We start from the raw sequence: 17,153 nt of genomic DNA on the forward strand, positions 1-17,153 counted from the left end.
CTGTGGCTTATGTTTGGAATCGATATCATTGACGCAAGTCTCTTACCCGCTATGACCGTTGCACTGCTTGCTGGTGTGATTAGTTTCTTGTCCCCCTGTGTGCTGCCGATTGTGCCGCCCTATTTGGCGTACATGAGTGGGGTCAGTCTCAACGATATGTCCTCAGAATCGGCGGCAAGGCGACGTGCGATCATTGCCGCGTTGTTCTTTGTGATGGGGCTGAGTACGGTTTTCCTGATCCTTGGGTTCACGGCCTCAGCCTTTGGCGCATTTTTCCTACAAAACCAGATATTGTTTTCCCAGATTTCCGGCATTGTGGTGATCATCTTTGGCATCCACTTTCTTGGGATTTACCGCATTTCTTTTCTGGACCGTGAGGCGCGGATGGATGCAGGCGATAAGGGGGGATCATCCTTTGGCGCCTATGTGCTGGGCCTAGCATTTGCATTTGGGTGGACGCCTTGCATCGGCCCACAGCTGGGTGCGATCTTGTCATTGGCAGCTGGTGAGGCTTCAGTGGCCCGCGGCACGTTGTTATTGGGCATCTACGCGCTTGGACTAGGTATTCCTTTCCTGCTGGCGGCGATGTTTATGACACGGGCTGTTGGTGTGATGAACCGCCTAAAACGTCACATGAAAGCTATTGAACGTGCCATGGGTGTGCTGCTGTTGATTGTAGGTATTGCGATGCTGACAGGTGCTTTCTCAACCTTCAGTTTCTGGCTTTTGGAAATCTTTCCTGCATTGGGCAACCTTGGCTAAGTCAAAAGACTTACTTTGGTCAAAAATGCACGATACCATAGGCTAAACAAGATGAGGCCTACGCAGATTCATGGCTGCTCCCGCAAAAACTGTATCCCGTCGGCGGGTATTTTACATACCGGGCTATGACCCGATCCATCCACGCCGCTACCGCGAGCTTTACAGGACTGAATCTGCCGCACAGTCCGAGATTTCCGACTATACAGTAACCTTATCCGCGCGTCAGGGAACTGAGCGTTATGGGTGGAATGTCAAAGGCTTGATGGACGGTGTGCATGTGGACGCTTCTGTGGATGTGTTGGTTTGGTCTGACATTGTGCGCGACAGTATGGATACCTCAATTCCCGCAACTTATCTGCAGCTTATGCGCACTGCATGGGTGTATATCGGCACCGGCGCGCTCTGGCGATTGATGCGCCTTCGCAAAGGGCCAGTGATTGCTGCGCTTTATCCTGTTGGAATGTTGCTAGGGCAGTTTATGATCGCACTGCTGTTGGCGGGCACCATTTCTATGGTTGGCAAGGCTGCGCTGATCCCACTTTTGGGGTTGTTTGGTCACATGATTTCACTTGCTTCTGCAGTTGGTGCGTTTGTTTGGCTCATGCGATGGTTCAAGGCCAAAGACGGTAAGTTTTTCGCATATTACCTAATGCATGATTACGCATATGGCGCCGCAACACGCGGTGCCAATACGCCAGCCCTTGAAACACGCATTGCGGAATTTTCGGATGCTGTTGCCGAGGCTCTCAATTCAGATGCCGATGAGGTCTTGGTTGTCGGTCATTCCTCAGGCGCGCATTTGGGGGTGTCGGTACTGGCGGACCTTATTCGTGCGGGACGCGTACCTGCGGATGGCCCTGCACTTGGGTTTCTCAGCTTAGGGCAGGTGGTCCCGATGGTTTCTTTTCTGCCTGATGCTCACCGCCTTCGGGCTGATCTTGCCTATCTCAGCACACAGGACGCTTTGACTTGGGTTGATGTCACAGCACCTGGTGATGGCTGTGCCTTTGCGCTGTGTGATCCCGTTGCTGTCAGCGGTGTTGCACCCGAAGGAAAGCGTTGGCCATTGGTGTTTTCAGCGGCTTTCACGCAATCGCTCAGCCCGGAACGTTGGAAGGCCCTGCGGTGGCGGTTTTTCCGGCTGCACTTTCAATATATGTGCGCCTTTGATAACCCCAAAGACTATGACTATTTTCGCATCACAGCGGGCCCGATGACATTGGCGCAGCGATACCGTGATCGCCCCGCATCAAAATCCCGCATCGTAAAACCCGTGAATAAATTCACAAGTATCGCCCCATGATCCAGCCTCCCAAACCCCCTAGCAGACCTGACAAGGTTTCCCTTTGGCAATATGCCAAGCTGTTTCGCGAGGATATTTTGTCTGCTCAACCTGCGCGGCTGTACCGTGCGTGGATGGCCGAATTTCGCACGCCGTTCTTCCGCAGCTATCTGATCAATCAGCCTGATCTGGTTAAACGGGTCCTAAAAGAGCGCCCAGATGATTTCCCGAAATCCACCCGCGTGAACGAAGGGTTGCGGCCCTTGCTGGGGAATTCGGTCTTTGTCACGAATGGCGATGTGTGGAAACGCCAGCGCCGCATCATTGACCCCGCATTTGAAGGCGGTCGCCTGCGCGAAACGTTTGCCGCGATGTGGGATGCTTCAGAAGCGGCGGCTGCACGTCTGGACACCAAAGTTGGTCAAGAAGTTGAGGTTGAAGCAGAAACAAGCCACGCCGCAGCAGATGTAATTTTTCGCACGTTGTTCTCACTGCCAATCGAACACCATCTTGCACGCGGTGTTTTTGAAGAATTCCGGGCCTATCAGCGTAGCCAGCCCATCCTCAATATTGCGGCGTTTATTCCATTACCAACATGGATGCCGCGTCTGTTTCGCAAAGACACCAAACAAAGCGCCGCACGTATTCGTGCGCTTATTACCGAACTTACCCAAACGCGCGCTGATGCGATAGCGGCGGGTACCGCGCCCAATGATCTGGCGACCAAGATCATGACAACTGCAGATCCAGAAACGGGTGAGCGGTTCTCAACCGAGGAAATGGTGGATCAGGTTGCGATCTTCTTTCTTGCTGGACATGAAACCAGCGCATCGACGTTGGCGTGGGCGCTGTATTTGATGGCATTGTATCCTGAGTGGCAGGATAAATTGGCAGATGAGGCTCAGGTGTTGGAAGCCTGTGATTTTGGCGTGATGAGTAAGCTAAAACTCAGCCGTGATGTGTTTCGTGAAACGCTGCGTCTATATCCGCCTGTACCCATGATGGTGCGGGAAAACAACTGCCCTGAAACCATGCGGAAACGGGACGTGCGCAAAGGATCGCAATTGGTGATCAGCCCGTGGCATTTACACAGGCATACGCGCCTGTGGGACAATCCAGATGGGTTTGATCCCGGACGTTGGCACACTGAAAACGGCAAAACCTGCCAGCGCGAGGCCTTCATTCCGTTTAGTGCTGGCGCGCGTGTTTGTCCGGGGGCAGGGTTTGCCATGATCGAGGGACCATTGATCCTCAGCCGTATTTTGCGCGATTACAACGTTACTGTTGGCCCAGAACCTGTGCCTGTTGCACATCTTACTGTGCGCTCAAAGAACGGCATCCACCTCAAGATCACCCGCCGTGAACGCTAACATGTTCAAAGCGGCTGGCGCTGTGCGATCTAACCGATTAGACAGAGCAGAACTGTTTCCCAGAGTATAAAGGCATCATTCATGTCCCCAAAAGACGCACAACGCACCCGCATTTCCACTGGCAACGGCTTTATTGCTGCACTTGATCAATCTGGTGGCTCAACACCAAAAGCATTGGCGCAATACGGTGTGGAACCGGCGGACTATTCCGGTGAAACAGAAATGTACGCAGCCGTGCATGCGATGCGCAGCCGGATCATTATGGCGGATGAATTCACTTCGGACAAAGTTCTAGGCGCGATTCTGTTTGAACGCACCATGGACAGCGACATCAATGGTAAGCCAACAGCACAGGTTTTGTGGGAAGATCGCGGCGTTGTGCCATTCTTGAAGATCGACAAGGGCCTCGCGGATGAGGCCAACGGCGTGCAGATGCTCAAACCTATGCCCGAGCTAGACGCGCTTTTGGCAAAGGCCAACGAAAAGGGCATTTTCGGCACCAAAGAACGCTCATTGGTTTTGGAAGCAAACGCAAAAGGCATCGCGGATGTTGTAGCGCAGCAGTTTGAAGTTGCAAAGCAAGTCTCAGCGGCTGGTTTGGTGCCAATTGTTGAACCAGAAGTTCACATTGATAGCGCGACAAAGGCCGAAGCCGAAGAGATTTTGAATTCTGAAATCATGAAGCAACTGAATGAGTTGTCTGATGATGTTAATGTGATTCTAAAGCTGACAATCCCAACCAATGCGGGTCTATATGATGTTGCAGCAGATCATCCACGCGTGTTGCGCGTTGTTGCATTGTCAGGTGGGTATTCCACAGATGTTGCCTGTGATCTGCTGGGCAAAAACCACAAGATGATCGCAAGCTTTAGCCGTGCATTGGCTGAAGGGCTGAGCGTGAAAATGTCTGATGGTGAATTCAACACAGCATTAGGCAAGAACATCAGCAAAATCCATGCTGCATCTGTTGCGTAAAACGACCTAAATACTCTGGCCCATGATTGTGAAACCAATCGAGGGCCAGAACGATGCCTTTCCAACCTATTCAGAGGTGGAAAGGCGCTCTTTCAAAACTTCCAAAACATAAACGCGGATGGCAGAGGCCAATCCACTATCCATGCCGCGCGCGGCGTCAATTTCGGCGACTAACGCATTGATGGGCAATGATTTGTCCCGTGCAATTGCGCGTAACTCGACCCAAAATGGCACCTCCAGAGAGATGGATGTGCGGTGCCCGTGCAACGTAACCGAGTGTTTTACGGGCCGCGCGCTCATGTCTCCTGCTTATGTCCGTCCAGATTGCGTGAAATCTGTTGCGCGCGCGCCTTCAACGCTTCTTTTTGGGTCTTTGTCTGGCCAAATTGCACTGCATTCTCATCAGAACGCACTTTGCGCGATGTGCGCCCGCGTTCTTTGCGAATTTTGTTGAGATTTAGGGGAGTGGTCATTTTGGTCCAATCATATTCTCCGGCCGCACAACGCGGTCGAATGTCTCTTCATCCACAAATCCAAGGGCAATTGCCTCTTCCTTGAGGGTGGTGCCGTTTTTATGTGCAGTCTTGGCGACTTTGGTTGCGTTGTCATAGCCAATCTCAGGCGCAAGTGCAGTTACCAACATCAGGGACTCACGCATCAGTTTTTCGATCCGTACTGGATCGGCCTTTAGATCAACCATTAGGTTGTCCGTAAATGCAGACGCCGCATCTCCCAAAAGTTGCATGGATTGCAGTACGTTATAAGCCATCATTGGCTTGTAAACGTTCAGTTCGAAATGACCCTGTGAGCCAGCAAAGCCAACGGCGGCGTCGTTGCCGAAAACATGTGCGCAAACCTGTGTCAGTGCTTCGCACTGGGTCGGGTTTACTTTGCCCGGCATGATCGATGAGCCGGGTTCGTTTTCGGGCAATACCAATTCACCCAAGCCGCAGCGCGGACCTGAACCAAGCAGGCGGATGTCATTAGCAATCTTAAACAGACTTGCCGCAACGGTTTTTAAATGCCCCGAGATTTCGACCATCGCATCATGCGCGGCAAGGGCTTCGAATTTGTTGGGCGCCGTCACAAAGGGCAGGCCAGAGATGCGTGCCATGTTGGCGGCAACTGTTTCTGCCCAGCCTATTTTGGTGTTCAGGCCCGTGCCAACCGCTGTGCCACCTTGGGCCAGTTCGTAAATACGGCCAAGGCCGTCTTCGACGCGGCGAATGCTCATGGCGACCTGATGGGTGTAGCCAGAAAATTCCTGAGACAAGGTAAGAGGCGTAGCATCCTGCGTGTGTGTGCGGCCGATCTTGATGATGCCTTCAAATTCTTCGACCTTGGCCTGAAGTGCCAAGTGCAGCTTTCTCAATCCGGGCAACAGAACGTCACGGGCTGTCATCGCGGTAGCAATGTGCATGGCTGTCGGGAAAGTATCGTTTGAGGATTGGCCCATGTTGCAATGATCATTCGGGTGCACGGGGTCTTTTGAACCAATCACGCCGCCCATGATTTCAATCGCGCGGTTGGCGATGACTTCATTGGAGTTCATGTTTGATTGTGTGCCGGAACCTGTCTGCCAAACAACCAGTGGGAAGTTGTCGTCAAATTTGCCCTCAATGACCTCGCCAGCAGCTTGAACAATGGCTTTGCCGCGCGCTTCGTCCAGACCGCCTTGGGCCATGTTAGCCTCGGCGCAGGCTTGTTTGATGATGCCAAGCGCGCGCACAATTGCGATGGGCTGTTTTTCCCAACCAATCGGAAAGTTGATGATCGAGCGCTGCGTTTGCGCGCCCCAATACTTGTCGGAAGGAACTTCCAGTGGGCCAAAGCTATCGGTTTCTGTACGGGTGTTGGCCATTGTCGGCGCTCCTGAAGTATTGGTGTTCAGGGCTGTTTAGCGTCTGGCGGCCCCCCGCGCAAACCTATGTTTTGCGAAAACTGTCCAAAGAGACGATTTCAGCCGCTTTTGAAGGCGCTTCTTCGACTTCCAGCTCAGATTCGTCTGTCTGAGGAAGCGGCGTGTCCTTGGTGACAGTTGTTCCTTTGATACCGTCTTCTTCTTGTTGCTCAAACCGCAGTCCAAATTCCACAGAAGGATCCACAAACGTGCGGATCGCATCATAGGGGATGTACAGGGGTTCTGGCGCATCGCCAAAGTTCAACGTGATGGAAAACCCGTCATTGGTGACTTCTAGGTTGTCATACCAGTGTTGCATAACCACCGTCATTTCACCGGGATAGCGGTCAGACAGCCAATCGGCTAGTTCGGCATCAGGGTGCGCGGTGTCGAAGGTAATAAAGAAGTGATGAGCACCCGGCAGGCCATTGTCGGCAACATCCAACAATACATTACGGATCAGGCTACGCATGGCATCATGCATGAGATTGCCGTAGTCGATGGTGTCGCTCATGTCATTTCCCTCTTGTGTGAAGTTGACGACACCATAGGCGATTCCGGTCGGGATGAAAGAGGAAGAAGTCAGAACATTCCAATCCCAAGTGCACAAATTGCCAGCACGACCATAGCTCTGACAAACCCCATGTGCATGCCAATCATCAAGATGGCAGCAAATACAGTAAGCCCTGCGGCGATTGGATCAAAACTGCTTAAATCGGGAAGGGGCATTGCCAAAGCACTCGCTGTGCCTACGTGACCAAATAACACATGCAGCGCGAACCAGATGGTCAGGTTACCGATCACCCCCACAACAGCGGCAGTAATCGCTTGAAGTCCAGCAGCTAAGCGAGGCTGTGCGCTGAGCTGGTCCAAATACGGACCTGCGAGGAATATCCACAAAAAGCACGGTGTGAAGGTTACCCATAGTGCAAGAAGGCCAGCCGCGATTGCGCCTTGTAGGCCGCTTTGGGCGAATCCGGCCAGTAGGGCAACAAATTCGGTTACCAAAATCAACGGACCGGGAGTGGTTTCGGCAAGACCCAATGCGTCGATCATCTGTTGCGTTGTAATCCAGCCCAGATCGGTCACAACAGTTTGGGTCATGTATCCCAATACCGCATAAGCGCCGCCAAAGGTCACAATGGCGAGCTTTGAGAAAAATAGCCCGAGGTCTAGAAGGAAGCTTTTATCCATCAGCCAGATCACCAAAAGCGGTGCACCCCAAAGGGCAGCCCAAACCGCCGTTACGCGGATTGGGTTTGCTTGCACGGGGGAAGGGGGCGTGTCTGGGGCAGTGTCATTGGTCTGCCACATTCCCCAAAGGCCTGCTGTGATTATGATCAAGGGAAATGGCAACCCAAAGAAAAACAATGCGATGAAAGACAGGACGGCCAGTGCCCAGCCCTGTGTCCCCACCAAAGCTTTGCTCGCGACTTTCTTTAGGGCTTGGAACACTACTATAATGACAGCTGCCTTGATGCCTAAGAATGCCGCTTGGACCAGCGGCAATTGGCCATAAGCTGCATACAGAAGCGCTAACAAGGCAATGATAATTGCTCCGGGGATGACGAATAGCAATCCGGCCAATAATCCGCCTGCTGTTCCACGTAACCGCCAACCCGAATAGGTGGCCAGTTGCATGGCCTCCGGTCCGGGCAGCAGCATGCACAGGCTTAAAGCGCGCAGATAGCTTTGCTCGCTTAGCCAATCGCGGGTTTCGACCAGTTCGCGGTGCATCAATGCGATTTGCGCGGCAGGACCGCCAAAGGACAACAGGCCGATGCGCCCAAACACGCGTGTCATCTCACGCCAACTTGGGGTGCTCATGATTTGCGCTCTGCGGGCCAGTCGTGCCCTTCATCAGAACCGTCACGCGCCCAGCGATACAGCGCGTCATAGATCGCCATACCAGCCTCTAGCTGCGCCTGATCATCGCGGTATTGCCGCGACAACCCAACAGAGAGCGCAAGTAAACCTTCGGCTTGCGGGGCAAGATCATGCGCGTTTGTGTCCGCTGCGCGTACAACCGTGGCCAGCCGTTGCAGTGCTGGCGTGTTTAGGCTAAATTCTGCCAGCATGGTATCAAAGGTGCAGTGTTCGCCGCGGTGAGACCAGAACACCCCTTCAACATCAAATGGAGTTGCGCTGTAGCGATCGGCAACGCCTGCGACCTCGGCAGGAGAGACAAACAGAATACGTGCATCTGCATCGACAAAGCGGCGGATCAGCCACGGGCAGGCGATGCGGTCAATCTTGGGGCGGTGGCGTGTGACCCACAGGGTTGCACCATCCACCAGTGGCGGGATCGTTGCGGCAGGCACGCGAGGCGCGTCTGCGTTGTCGCGCCAGCCATAGTTGCCACCTTGTAGGTACTCGGCGCGGTGCCCGTCTGCGCGCAGTCGCGCAACCAGCCCTTGGCTCAGTTTGATGCCCTGCTGACAGGTGATCACGCAGGCACGACCAGCCAGTCGTTCCTTTAGGCCAGCAATATCGGTGTGAGGGTGGCGAAACGCACCGGGGATCAGAAGGGGATCATCGGTGAAATCGGGATCAATGGAGATATCTACGATCACAGGCGCATCGGGCAAGCCGATAAGACGTAAAAGTTGGGAAACGGTTATTTCATTTGGGGCAGCCATAGCATGCATCCTTTTTCAGTTGGAAACATGCGAACCTCTGGCTTGCGCCTCACGGGGCGTTCGCAGATCGAACCCCATGGTCTAAGCGTGTCACGTCACGCAGCGGTGGTCAATACAGGGAAAAATTCAAGACCATGATAAATGCGGGGAGGGGTGGAAAGTGCAGGTTTCTGTTGCCAGGTACCTGCGAACCCCGCCTTAGGTCGCTAAACGTAAGGACTTAAGTTTCAATAGATCCGGTCGCTTACGCGGCCATCGCCATTGGAGCACGATTGTTATTTGCAATTGTACATGTTTCGCCGATAACGGTGGCAGACAGCCGAGATAAAGCATAACCCCTTTAGACGTTCGTCGATCCTATTTCGACCCCATGATCCCCAAATAAAGGATGTTTGGTGGAGTCGCCGGGTACCGCCCCCGGGTCCGAACCGTTTATTACGAGCGCGTTTATACCCATAGTCCCGAAGGACATCTTATAGATAGCGGGCGTTGCGTGCGATTTCAAGGGGATTGCGCGCAAATAGGATAAGCAAAAGATATTGAATTGGACTGTTTGAGGTCGCAACGGGCGGGAATACCCCGTCAGGGGTTTAATCGCTCGAACGAGCTTGTGCAGATTTGGTCGGACTGAACTACTGGATAACCCGCAGTTGCCGCCAGATCAGTGCTGCGCCGCGCGCTGTGCAAAAACGCCAGCGGCAAGGGTTTGGGTTTCGACTTCCAATGCGGTTAGCCCATCAAAGACCGCCGCGCCATCCTGCGCCTCAGTGGCATCCGCAATGTGTTCATGCAGTGCAATGATGCGTTCACGGTCGCGGGCAGAGAAGGTGATCATGTTCATAAGCGGCTGCATCGCCTCAACCGCGCCAGCCAGTTGATAGGACAGGACGGGATTATCGGCACCATCCACCAAGGCGCGGTGGAACGCGACATCAGAGGCGCAAAATGCTTCATCCGTAAGGCCAGGTTGTGACTGGCGGTGGATTTCCGCCCGCATGGCCGCCAGATGATCGGCGCTGCGGCGCTTGGCGGACAAGGTGGCACAGGATCGTTCCAACGCAAATCGCGCCTCACAGGCGGTTTCAAAGCTTACGTCGTTCATGGAGAGCAACAGGGTTGAAGTGGTGATTTGTTGTGCATAAGCTTCTTGAAAGCTGATGCGATTCACAAATGCGCCCCCCGATGCGCCGCGCTGGGTCCTAATGAGGGACTGGGCAGCCAAACGTTTTAACGCCTCGCGCACAGTTGGACGGGATACATTAAATTGATCCGCAAGCTCTGCCTCTGAGGGCAGGCGTTCATCCACGATGAGGCGACCTGCAATGATCTTGTCACGGATTTCCGTCGCGATTTGCGCTGAAAGGTTGGCGGGGTTTTTAGGATCAATTTTCATATGTCTTACATTTAACGTTTGGCAAAAGTCTAAATGTCTGACATTAAATTTGCAACGCCTGACTCGTTGGGGATTTATGTCATGTCGTATTTCTTAGGTTCAACACTTGGGCTCGATCTATTCGGCCTTACCCTAACGTTCATGGCAAAGGAAAATTCACATGATTAGTCAAGAATATGTATTGCAAATGTCGCGTTATAATATGTGGCAAAACAATCAATTGAATGACGTAGTTCAGTTGATGGATGAGGTTGATTTGGTGGCTGATCGTGGAGCGTTCTTTGGATCAATATTCGCCACGCTCAACCATATATTATGGGGTGATACCCTGTGGATGAACCGCTGGTGCAGCGATGTGCAAGCGTCCAAAGGGGGCAATGCAGTTCACAAAACCTTTACACCAAATATTGCCGCTTGGGCTGCGGCGCGCTCTGACCTTGATGGACATATTCGAAATTGGGCGCAGACATTGTCTAATGATGATCTTCGCGGTGATATTGAATGGTCTTCGGAAAGCCTTGGGAAAACGATGGTTCAACCATTGGGGTTGTGTGTCTTACACATGTTCAATCACCAAATCCATCACCGTGGTCAGATCAGTCAGATGTTATCTGCTGCAGGCCTAACACCGCCTGTTTCTGATTTGGTTTTTATGCCTGAGGATGTCTGATCTTTTGGCTCAAGGATGATCAAAATACGGACTGAAGTTCTTGGTCCGGAACAGTTTTTACGAAAATAGGGGCCATTGCCCCAGAGGGAGAGACAGATGTTTAATGCACTGATTGTAAACAAAGATGACGAGGGTAAAACCTCAGCCGAGATTACGCAGATTTCAGAAGACCAACTGCCCGAAGGTGAAGTGCTGGTGGCTGTTGAATACACCACCGTAAATTACAAAGACGGCCTGTGCATGAGCCCCGGTGGCGGTGGTCTGGTGCGCAACTATCCCCACGTACCGGGTATCGATTTTTCTGGCACCGTCGAGGCCTCCTCGGATGATCGTTACAAAGCAGGCGATAAGGTTGTTTTGACCGGCTGGCGTGTCGGTGAGGCCTACTGGGGTGGCTATGCGCAAAAGGCCCGTGTCAAAGCGGACTGGTTGGTGCCACTGCCAAAGGGCATCGATGCACGTCAGGCGATGGCTGTTGGGACAGCTGGCTTTACCTCTATGTTGTCGGTGATGGCGCTAGAGGATCATGGCATTAAATCTGGCCCTGTTTTGGTGACTGGTGCTGCGGGAGGTGTTGGCTCGGTTGCCGTCGCGATTTTGGCCAATTTAGGATATAAGGTTGCAGGCGTAACGGGGCGTCCTGAAACGGCAGATTACCTTACATCTCTGGGTGCGACGCAGATTGTTGCACGTGAAGAGTTGAATGAAACGGTCAAGCGTCCGCTGGAAGGCGAAACATGGGGCGGCTGTATTGATGCGGTAGGCGGCGCAATGCTTGCACGTGTGCTGGGCCAGATGGAATACGGTGCATCGGTTGCCTCTGTTGGTCTGGCTGGCGGTGCCGCATTGCCAACAACTGTCATCCCGTTTTTGCTACGCGGCGTGAACTTGCTGGGCATCGACAGTGTGATGCAACCCTATGAAAACCGTCTGCGCGCATGGGAGCGGATCGCAAAAGACCTGCCAATGGACAAACTGGAAGATATGGTTGTTCCCGCAACATTGTCCGATCTGCCAAAACTGACCGCTGACATCCTGAACGGTCAGGTCAAGGGCCGCGTTGTTGTTGACGTAAACGCATGAGTGCGCAGGCGTGCCCTGTTCCAGATAATGCGCTTCTGCAGCGTTATGTGGGGCAGGGTGCGACCTACACAGATTGCTACCGTGTAGAAGCGCAACAACAAGTGAGCATGAGCGAATTTGTAACGGCCTTCTATACGACGCCCCTTTTTCGGGCCGAACGGCTGATCTTGAGCATGGCACTGCGAAAACGGATTCACGACGGAGACATCGACGCGATGCTGTCGGGGCGTGCGCGGACGTTCGCCATTTGGCATGTTGAGGAACAAAGCGAAGACGAGCTGTTGGTCTGTGATGCCAAAGACGCCACGCGGTCGTGGTTTTCGGTCATGCCGTTGGCGCAGGGTGGTACAGCGCTCCATTTTGGGTCCGTTGTTGTGGCCCACCAAGGCCGTCCGTTGCCGAAAATAGTCCAGTACACAACGCCGCTGCATATATTTTACGCTAGATCGCTGCTGAATGCTGCGCGTAGACGGCTGTTGATGTGATGAGACCGATTTGCCGGACTTATCGTGCGTTTGGGCAGCGTGGGTGTCAGCGGACGAAGGATTAAAATTGGCTTGCCCTTTCAGGGCGTCTGGATGAACGTGAAGACTTCGGTGACTAAACGCCGGGATGTTTTGAATGTGACATGGAGTATGAGAATGGCGTTGGATATTGATTTTGTACGCGCGCAATTTCCGGCATTTGGGGAACCTTCCCTGCACGGGCAAGCATTTTTTGAAAACGCTGGCGGATCATATACGTGTGGTGCGGTGATCGATCGGCTCACCCGGTTTTACACCCAGCGCAAAGTTCAGCCATATGCGCCTTACGAGGCGTCTACTCTTGGCGGCGCAGAAATGGACGAAGCCCGCGCGCGGATGTCAGCGATATTGGGGGTAGAAGCAGATGAGCTGTCTTTTGGCCCCTCAACGACACAGAACACCTATGTTTTAGCACAAGCCTTTGGCCAGATGCTGGAGCCTGGAGAAGCGATCATTGTGACCAATCAGGATCATGAGGCCAATACAGGCCCATGGCGGCGGCTGGCAGATCGCGGGATTGAGGTGCGCGAATGGTGCATCGACCCTGAAACAGGTCATCTGAACCCCGCTGATTTGCAGGAGCTATTGGACGAAAAAGTGCGTCTAGTTTGCTTCCCGCATTGCTCCAATGTGGTGGGAGAGATTAATCCCGTGACCGAGATCACCGCACTGGCCCATTCGGCAGGTGCGTTTGTCTGTGTGGATGGCGTATCTTATGCCCCGCATGGGTTCGTCGATGTTGGTGCCTTGGGCCCTGATATCTATCTGTTTTCGGCCTATAAAACCTACGGTCCACACCAAGGGTTGATGGTGATGCGTCGTGCCTTGGGGGAGTTGTTGCCAAACCAAGGGCATTATTTCAACACAGGTAGCCTCTACAAACGTTTTACGCCTGCTGGCCCTGATCATGCTCAAATAGCGGCCTGCGCTGGAATGGCCGATTACATAGATGCTCTTTATGCGCATCATGGTGGCGAGGGTGCAGATGCAGCCGGGCGCGGCGTGGTGGTGCATGATTTGATGCGTGATCATGAAACTGGGCTGCTTCAACAATTGCTGGATGCCGTTAAAGACCGCAATTCAGTGCGCTTGATTGGCTCGGATCGCGCAGAGAGGCGGGCGCCAACAGTGGCTTTGGCGCTTAACCGTCCGGGGCTGGATGTTGCGACTGATTTGGCAGCAAAAGGTATCATGGCAGGGGGCGGTGATTTTTATGCTGTGCGCGCATTAAAGGCGATGGGGGTGGACCCTGATACAGGTGTTTTGCGTCTTAGCTTTACGCATTATACGTCTCAGGGTGAAATGGATCAGCTTTTGAACGCATTGGATGATGTTTTGTAGGGTATTGCCTTGATCATCCTGAAATTGGCCTAGTTCGGTACACAAAGACCATAAGAGGCCTATAAAATTGAGCGATACTTCTCCCATTCTGATATGGCTGCGCCGCGATTTGCGGCTCAGCGACCATCCTGCGTTTCATACGGCCTGTGCTACAGGGCAACCTGTGATCCCTGTTTACATTCTAGATGACCAATACGCGGGGCTGGCAGCTGCACCCAAGTACCGGCTTGGATTAGGGATTGGGCATTTTGCACAGGTGTTGGAGGAACAAGGCAGTCGTTTGATCCTGCGCAGTGGCGACACTGCATTGGAGGTTCTACAGAGCCTCATCCGTGAAACGGGGGCAAGCGCGGTTTATTGGTCGCGCCAATATGAGCCGGATGCAGTGGCACGCGACAGTGCGGTGAAATCAGCCCTTAAGGAGCAAGGCATTGATGCGCGTTCCTTTGGGGGGCATTTGATGTTTGAACCTTGGACTGTCGAAACTAAACTGGGGGGCTATTACAAAGTCTACACGCCCTTCTGGCGCTCAGTCAAAAATCGCGATGTTGAGGTGCCTTTGGCACCACCATCGAAATTACATGCACCTGATCAGTGGCCTGCTAGTGACGATTTGGCGGATTGGCACATGGACGCAGCCATGAACCGTGGTGCGGATGTTTTGCGCCCCTTTGTCCGGCTGGGTGAACAGGCAGCGCAGGCGCGCCTTGATGCGTTCCTAGACAATATCGTTGCTGGCTATAACACAACACGTGATCTTCCGGGCGTGGATGGCACCTCTAACCTTAGCGAAAACCTTGCCTTGGGTGAAATCAGCCCGCACCAATGCTGGCATGCAGGGTGGCGCGCGCTGGAAGAAGGTAAATCAGGCGCGGAAATATTCCTGAAAGAGCTGGTTTGGCGCGAGTTTGCCTACCACCTGATGCACCACACCCCGCGCATCCTATCCATAAGCTGGCGTGAGGGGTGGGAGGGATTTGATTGGAACACTGACGAGCAGAGCGCAGAAGTTATCGCTTGGAAACAAGGGCGTACTGGTATTCCGTTTGTGGATGCTGCGATGCGCGAAATGTATGTGACTGGGCGCATGCACAACCGTGGCCGCATGATTGTAGCCAGCTATCTGACCAAACATTTGTTGTGTCATTGGCGCATTGGGCAAAAGTGGTTCGAAGAGTGCCTTATTGATTGGGATGCCGCATCTAATGCAATGGGATGGCAGTGGTCAGCAGGCTCAGGCCCTGATGCAACGCCCTATTTCCGCGTCTTCAATCCGGTGACCCAGCTGGATAAATTCGACAAGAACCGCGATTACGCTGGCCGTTGGATTGCCGAGGGCCGCAGTGATCCGCACAGCGATGCATTGCGTTATTTTGATGCCATCCCGCGCAGTTGGGACATAGCGGCGAGCGACATCTATCCCAAACCAGTTGTTGATGCTGCAGATGGACGCAATCGAGCGCTGCAAGCTTATAAAACCAGAGGGTTTTGATGGTGTGTAGTGCAGCGGCACCAGTTTTTGGTGGTCAATTCAGGCCATGTGGAATTTTTACCTCACTTTTAACGTAGAAATATTTGAAGGTAGAAATTGTAATGTAACGCAGATTACGATGTGCCAAGTCTGGCTAATCTCAGCCGTGGCCATCGAAGGAAGATCGCAATGCCAACCGCCGCTCGCCTTGTCTCGGCTATATGTCTCGCCGTTTTGGCATGGTTTTTGTCTGAACTAGTCAAGCCGCTGTTGCCTGAGGGTACGGCCTTTGGGTCGTTCAATTACATCAATGTAGTGCTTGGTGTTTGTGCAGGTTGGAGCATAATGGGCCGCCGTGCTGGGCGTGGATTTGTGCAAGGAATTAACAATGGTATGACGGGGGTGGCTGTGCTGATCCTTTGGGCGATTGCGACCCACTCGACCATTGAAATGTTTCGCCTTGCCATGCGCAACCGCTATGACGGGCCTATGGAAGCGATCACCGCAATTTTCCTGATCGGGTCAGAATACGGACTGCTCATTATGACACCACTGGTGATGGGCACAGCGGTTGTGGGGGCTTTGCTTAGCGGTCCTGCGGCTGATTTTGCCGCAAAACACTGGCGCTGAGATATGACAACATCGCTGTTTTTCTACGGGACATTACGGCATGTGCCGCTTCTTAAGATTGCTTTGGGCCGCTCCCTAAAGGCCGACCAACTCACTGAGGCCGCTTTGCCTGACTACGCATCCTTCGCAGTGCAGGATGAACCGTTTCCAACGCTTATCGCCACAAAGGGAAGCTGTGCAGATGGCCTGCTGGCCTGCGGCCTGACGTCGGAAGACATTGCTCGGCTGGATTTTTATGAAGGTGGCTTTGACTATGACCTGATCGACGTGGTGCTGGAAGACGGCACACCTGCGCAGGTCTATGTCTGTGCGCCGGATGCTTGGACACCTGCTGAGGCGTGGGATTTTGATGCATGGAGCGCGCAATGGGCGCAAATGTCGTGTTTTGCCGCAACCGAAGTGATGGGGTATTATGGTCAGCGCAGCCGCGAATATGTTGCAGGGATATTTTCGCAAATCCGCGCGCGGGCATGGTCAAAAGTTCTGGGTGGGCAAACCATTGCGGGGCAGGGTGTCTTTAAGGGTAAGATTGATATCGAACGCAAAGCCCGCGCCTACACGGGTTATTTCGCTGTTGATGAAGTCAGCCTGCGCCATGAACGTTTTGACGCCAGTACGTCACCTCTGATTGAGCGGTCGTATTTTATCGCGGGGGATGCCGCGCTGGTCCTGCCCTATGATCCTGTGCGGGATCGGGTGTTGCTGGTTGAACAGATGCGCATGGGCCCGTTGGGGCGTGGTGATCCTGAAATTTGGCATCTTGAGCCAATTGCCGGACGAATTGATCCCGGCGAAACTGCTGAGCAGGCGGCGCGGCGCGAAGCAACCGAGGAAGCGTCACTGGAGCTAAGCGCGTTGGAAACTGTGGCGCGAGGATACCCTAGTCCGGGCGATTCAACAGGTTATTATCACATTTTTGTTGCCGTTACTGACCTACCAGATGGTGCGGCAGGTGTGGGTGGACTAGCAAATGAAGACGAAAATATCCGCTCTCGGTTGATTTCCTTCAATGATTTCATCGAAATGGCCGAGCAGCAGGCGCTTGCCAACACGCCACTTACTCTGTTGGCGTATTGGTTGGCTTATCATCGAAGCAGGTTGAGGTCTTGAGCG

Annotated in this window: 18 protein-coding genes and 1 other RNA gene; 11 read left to right on the plus strand and 8 right to left on the minus strand. The window is 53.3% G+C overall.

Translation table 11 applies throughout. The annotated features are described in order from the left end of the window. Positions 1–9 precede the first annotated feature (9 nt). From V7775_RS12225 to V7775_RS12240, 4 genes are all read left to right on the plus strand, one after another. The gene (locus V7775_RS12225) at positions 10–762 is read left to right on the plus strand and encodes a cytochrome c biogenesis CcdA family protein (protein WP_335752179.1); all 753 of its coding nucleotides are present in this window, start codon (positions 10–12) and stop codon (positions 760–762) included. A gap of 70 nt (positions 763–832) precedes the next feature. Then, positions 833–2,065 carry a hypothetical protein gene (locus V7775_RS12230; protein WP_335752180.1) on the plus strand — a complete coding sequence of 411 codons (1,233 nt, stop codon included), beginning with the start codon at positions 833–835 and terminating at the stop codon, positions 2,063–2,065. After that, on the plus strand, positions 2,062–3,414 hold the full coding sequence (locus V7775_RS12235) for a cytochrome P450 (protein WP_335752181.1): 1,353 nt from the start codon (positions 2,062–2,064) through the stop codon (positions 3,412–3,414). The genes V7775_RS12230 and V7775_RS12235 overlap by 4 nt, the downstream gene beginning before the upstream one ends. Positions 3,415–3,495: 81 nt before the next feature. Then, positions 3,496–4,389, plus strand: a complete 894-nt coding sequence (locus tag V7775_RS12240; RefSeq protein ID WP_335752182.1) for a fructose bisphosphate aldolase — start codon at positions 3,496–3,498, stop codon at positions 4,387–4,389. Between the two features lie 66 nt (positions 4,390–4,455). On the opposite strand, the gene V7775_RS12245 is transcribed toward V7775_RS12240, so the two are convergent. From V7775_RS12245 to V7775_RS12280, 8 genes are all read right to left on the minus strand, one after another. Further along, positions 4,456–4,689, minus strand: coding sequence for a ribbon-helix-helix domain-containing protein (locus tag V7775_RS12245; RefSeq protein WP_335752183.1), 234 nt, complete (start codon positions 4,687–4,689; stop codon positions 4,456–4,458). Continuing rightward, a complete protein-coding gene (locus V7775_RS12250) occupies positions 4,686–4,862 on the minus strand; it encodes a DUF4169 family protein (protein WP_335752184.1) in 177 nt (58 codons plus the stop codon). The genes V7775_RS12245 and V7775_RS12250 overlap by 4 nt, the downstream gene beginning before the upstream one ends. Then, positions 4,859–6,250 (minus strand): class II fumarate hydratase, encoded by a 1,392-nt coding sequence (gene fumC, locus V7775_RS12255; protein ID WP_335752185.1) that lies wholly within the window; start codon positions 6,248–6,250, stop codon positions 4,859–4,861. The genes V7775_RS12250 and fumC overlap by 4 nt, the downstream gene beginning before the upstream one ends. A 64-nt stretch (positions 6,251–6,314) precedes the next feature. Then, complete coding sequence (locus tag V7775_RS12260) at positions 6,315–6,803, minus strand: SspB family protein (protein ID WP_335752186.1); 489 nt, start codon at positions 6,801–6,803, stop codon at positions 6,315–6,317. Between the two features lie 68 nt (positions 6,804–6,871). Then, positions 6,872–8,116: a chromate efflux transporter gene (chrA, locus tag V7775_RS12265; protein WP_335752187.1), complete on the minus strand. Its 1,245-nt coding sequence runs from the start codon at positions 8,114–8,116 to the stop codon at positions 6,872–6,874. Then, positions 8,113–8,928, minus strand: a complete 816-nt coding sequence (locus tag V7775_RS12270) for a sulfurtransferase/chromate resistance protein (RefSeq protein ID WP_335752188.1) — start codon at positions 8,926–8,928, stop codon at positions 8,113–8,115. Before V7775_RS12270 ends, chrA begins: the two co-directional genes overlap by 4 nt. Positions 8,929–9,087: 159 nt before the next feature. Continuing rightward, positions 9,088–9,437, minus strand: a transfer-messenger RNA (tmRNA) gene (gene ssrA / locus V7775_RS12275). A 152-nt stretch (positions 9,438–9,589) separates the two neighbouring features. Then, positions 9,590–10,321 carry a FadR/GntR family transcriptional regulator gene (locus V7775_RS12280; protein WP_335752189.1) on the minus strand — a complete coding sequence of 244 codons (732 nt, stop codon included), beginning with the start codon at positions 10,319–10,321 and terminating at the stop codon, positions 9,590–9,592. Positions 10,322–10,481: 160 nt separating this feature from the next. Here V7775_RS12280 and V7775_RS12285 point away from each other — a divergent pair, with 160 nt between their 5' ends. The 7 genes from V7775_RS12285 to V7775_RS12315 all read left to right on the plus strand — a co-directional run bounded on the left by V7775_RS12285 (position 10,482) and on the right by V7775_RS12315 (position 17,150). Next, a complete protein-coding gene (locus tag V7775_RS12285; protein ID WP_335752190.1) occupies positions 10,482–10,991 on the plus strand; it encodes a DinB family protein in 510 nt (169 codons plus the stop codon). A gap of 96 nt (positions 10,992–11,087) precedes the next feature. Then, positions 11,088–12,074, plus strand: a complete 987-nt coding sequence (gene acuI / locus V7775_RS12290; protein WP_335752191.1) for an acryloyl-CoA reductase — start codon at positions 11,088–11,090, stop codon at positions 12,072–12,074. Continuing rightward, positions 12,071–12,559: a hypothetical protein gene (locus V7775_RS12295; protein ID WP_335752192.1), complete on the plus strand. Its 489-nt coding sequence runs from the start codon at positions 12,071–12,073 to the stop codon at positions 12,557–12,559. Before acuI ends, V7775_RS12295 begins: the two co-directional genes overlap by 4 nt. A gap of 156 nt (positions 12,560–12,715) precedes the next feature. Further along, complete coding sequence (locus tag V7775_RS12300) at positions 12,716–13,939, plus strand: aminotransferase class V-fold PLP-dependent enzyme (RefSeq protein WP_335752193.1); 1,224 nt, start codon at positions 12,716–12,718, stop codon at positions 13,937–13,939. Between the two features lie 67 nt (positions 13,940–14,006). After that, positions 14,007–15,431: a cryptochrome/photolyase family protein gene (locus tag V7775_RS12305; protein WP_335752194.1), complete on the plus strand. Its 1,425-nt coding sequence runs from the start codon at positions 14,007–14,009 to the stop codon at positions 15,429–15,431. Positions 15,432–15,599: 168 nt separating this feature from the next. Next, a complete protein-coding gene (locus V7775_RS12310; protein ID WP_335752195.1) occupies positions 15,600–16,040 on the plus strand; it encodes a TrgA family protein in 441 nt (146 codons plus the stop codon). A gap of 3 nt (positions 16,041–16,043) precedes the next feature. Further along, positions 16,044–17,150: an NUDIX domain-containing protein gene (locus V7775_RS12315; RefSeq protein WP_335752196.1), complete on the plus strand. Its 1,107-nt coding sequence runs from the start codon at positions 16,044–16,046 to the stop codon at positions 17,148–17,150. The last annotated feature ends 3 nt before the right edge of the window (positions 17,151–17,153 follow it).

The sequence above is a fragment of the Sulfitobacter sp. genome (assembly GCF_036960155.1).
Classification (GTDB): Bacteria; Pseudomonadota; Alphaproteobacteria; order Rhodobacterales; family Rhodobacteraceae; genus Sulfitobacter.

What these genes read in the sequence shown, in the direction of transcription:
- V7775_RS12225 (WP_335752179.1), top strand. Translation starts at nt 10, where the DNA reads ATGTTTGGAATCGATATCATTGACGCAAGTCTCTTACCCGCTATGACC.
- V7775_RS12230 (WP_335752180.1), top strand. Translation starts at nt 833, where the DNA reads ATGGCTGCTCCCGCAAAAACTGTATCCCGTCGGCGGGTATTTTACATA.
- V7775_RS12235 (WP_335752181.1), top strand. Translation starts at nt 2,062, where the DNA reads ATGATCCAGCCTCCCAAACCCCCTAGCAGACCTGACAAGGTTTCCCTT.
- V7775_RS12240 (WP_335752182.1), top strand. Translation starts at nt 3,496, where the DNA reads ATGTCCCCAAAAGACGCACAACGCACCCGCATTTCCACTGGCAACGGC.
- V7775_RS12245 (WP_335752183.1), bottom strand. Translation starts at nt 4,689, where the DNA reads ATGAGCGCGCGGCCCGTAAAACACTCGGTTACGTTGCACGGGCACCGC.
- V7775_RS12250 (WP_335752184.1), bottom strand. Translation starts at nt 4,862, where the DNA reads ATGACCACTCCCCTAAATCTCAACAAAATTCGCAAAGAACGCGGGCGC.
- fumC (WP_335752185.1), bottom strand. Translation starts at nt 6,250, where the DNA reads ATGGCCAACACCCGTACAGAAACCGATAGCTTTGGCCCACTGGAAGTT.
- V7775_RS12260 (WP_335752186.1), bottom strand. Translation starts at nt 6,803, where the DNA reads ATGAGCGACACCATCGACTACGGCAATCTCATGCATGATGCCATGCGT.
- chrA (WP_335752187.1), bottom strand. Translation starts at nt 8,116, where the DNA reads ATGAGCACCCCAAGTTGGCGTGAGATGACACGCGTGTTTGGGCGCATC.
- V7775_RS12270 (WP_335752188.1), bottom strand. Translation starts at nt 8,928, where the DNA reads ATGGCTGCCCCAAATGAAATAACCGTTTCCCAACTTTTACGTCTTATC.
- V7775_RS12280 (WP_335752189.1), bottom strand. Translation starts at nt 10,321, where the DNA reads ATGAAAATTGATCCTAAAAACCCCGCCAACCTTTCAGCGCAAATCGCG.
- V7775_RS12285 (WP_335752190.1), top strand. Translation starts at nt 10,482, where the DNA reads ATGATTAGTCAAGAATATGTATTGCAAATGTCGCGTTATAATATGTGG.
- acuI (WP_335752191.1), top strand. Translation starts at nt 11,088, where the DNA reads ATGTTTAATGCACTGATTGTAAACAAAGATGACGAGGGTAAAACCTCA.
- V7775_RS12295 (WP_335752192.1), top strand. Translation starts at nt 12,071, where the DNA reads ATGAGTGCGCAGGCGTGCCCTGTTCCAGATAATGCGCTTCTGCAGCGT.
- V7775_RS12300 (WP_335752193.1), top strand. Translation starts at nt 12,716, where the DNA reads ATGGCGTTGGATATTGATTTTGTACGCGCGCAATTTCCGGCATTTGGG.
- V7775_RS12310 (WP_335752195.1), top strand. Translation starts at nt 15,600, where the DNA reads ATGCCAACCGCCGCTCGCCTTGTCTCGGCTATATGTCTCGCCGTTTTG.
- V7775_RS12315 (WP_335752196.1), top strand. Translation starts at nt 16,044, where the DNA reads ATGACAACATCGCTGTTTTTCTACGGGACATTACGGCATGTGCCGCTT.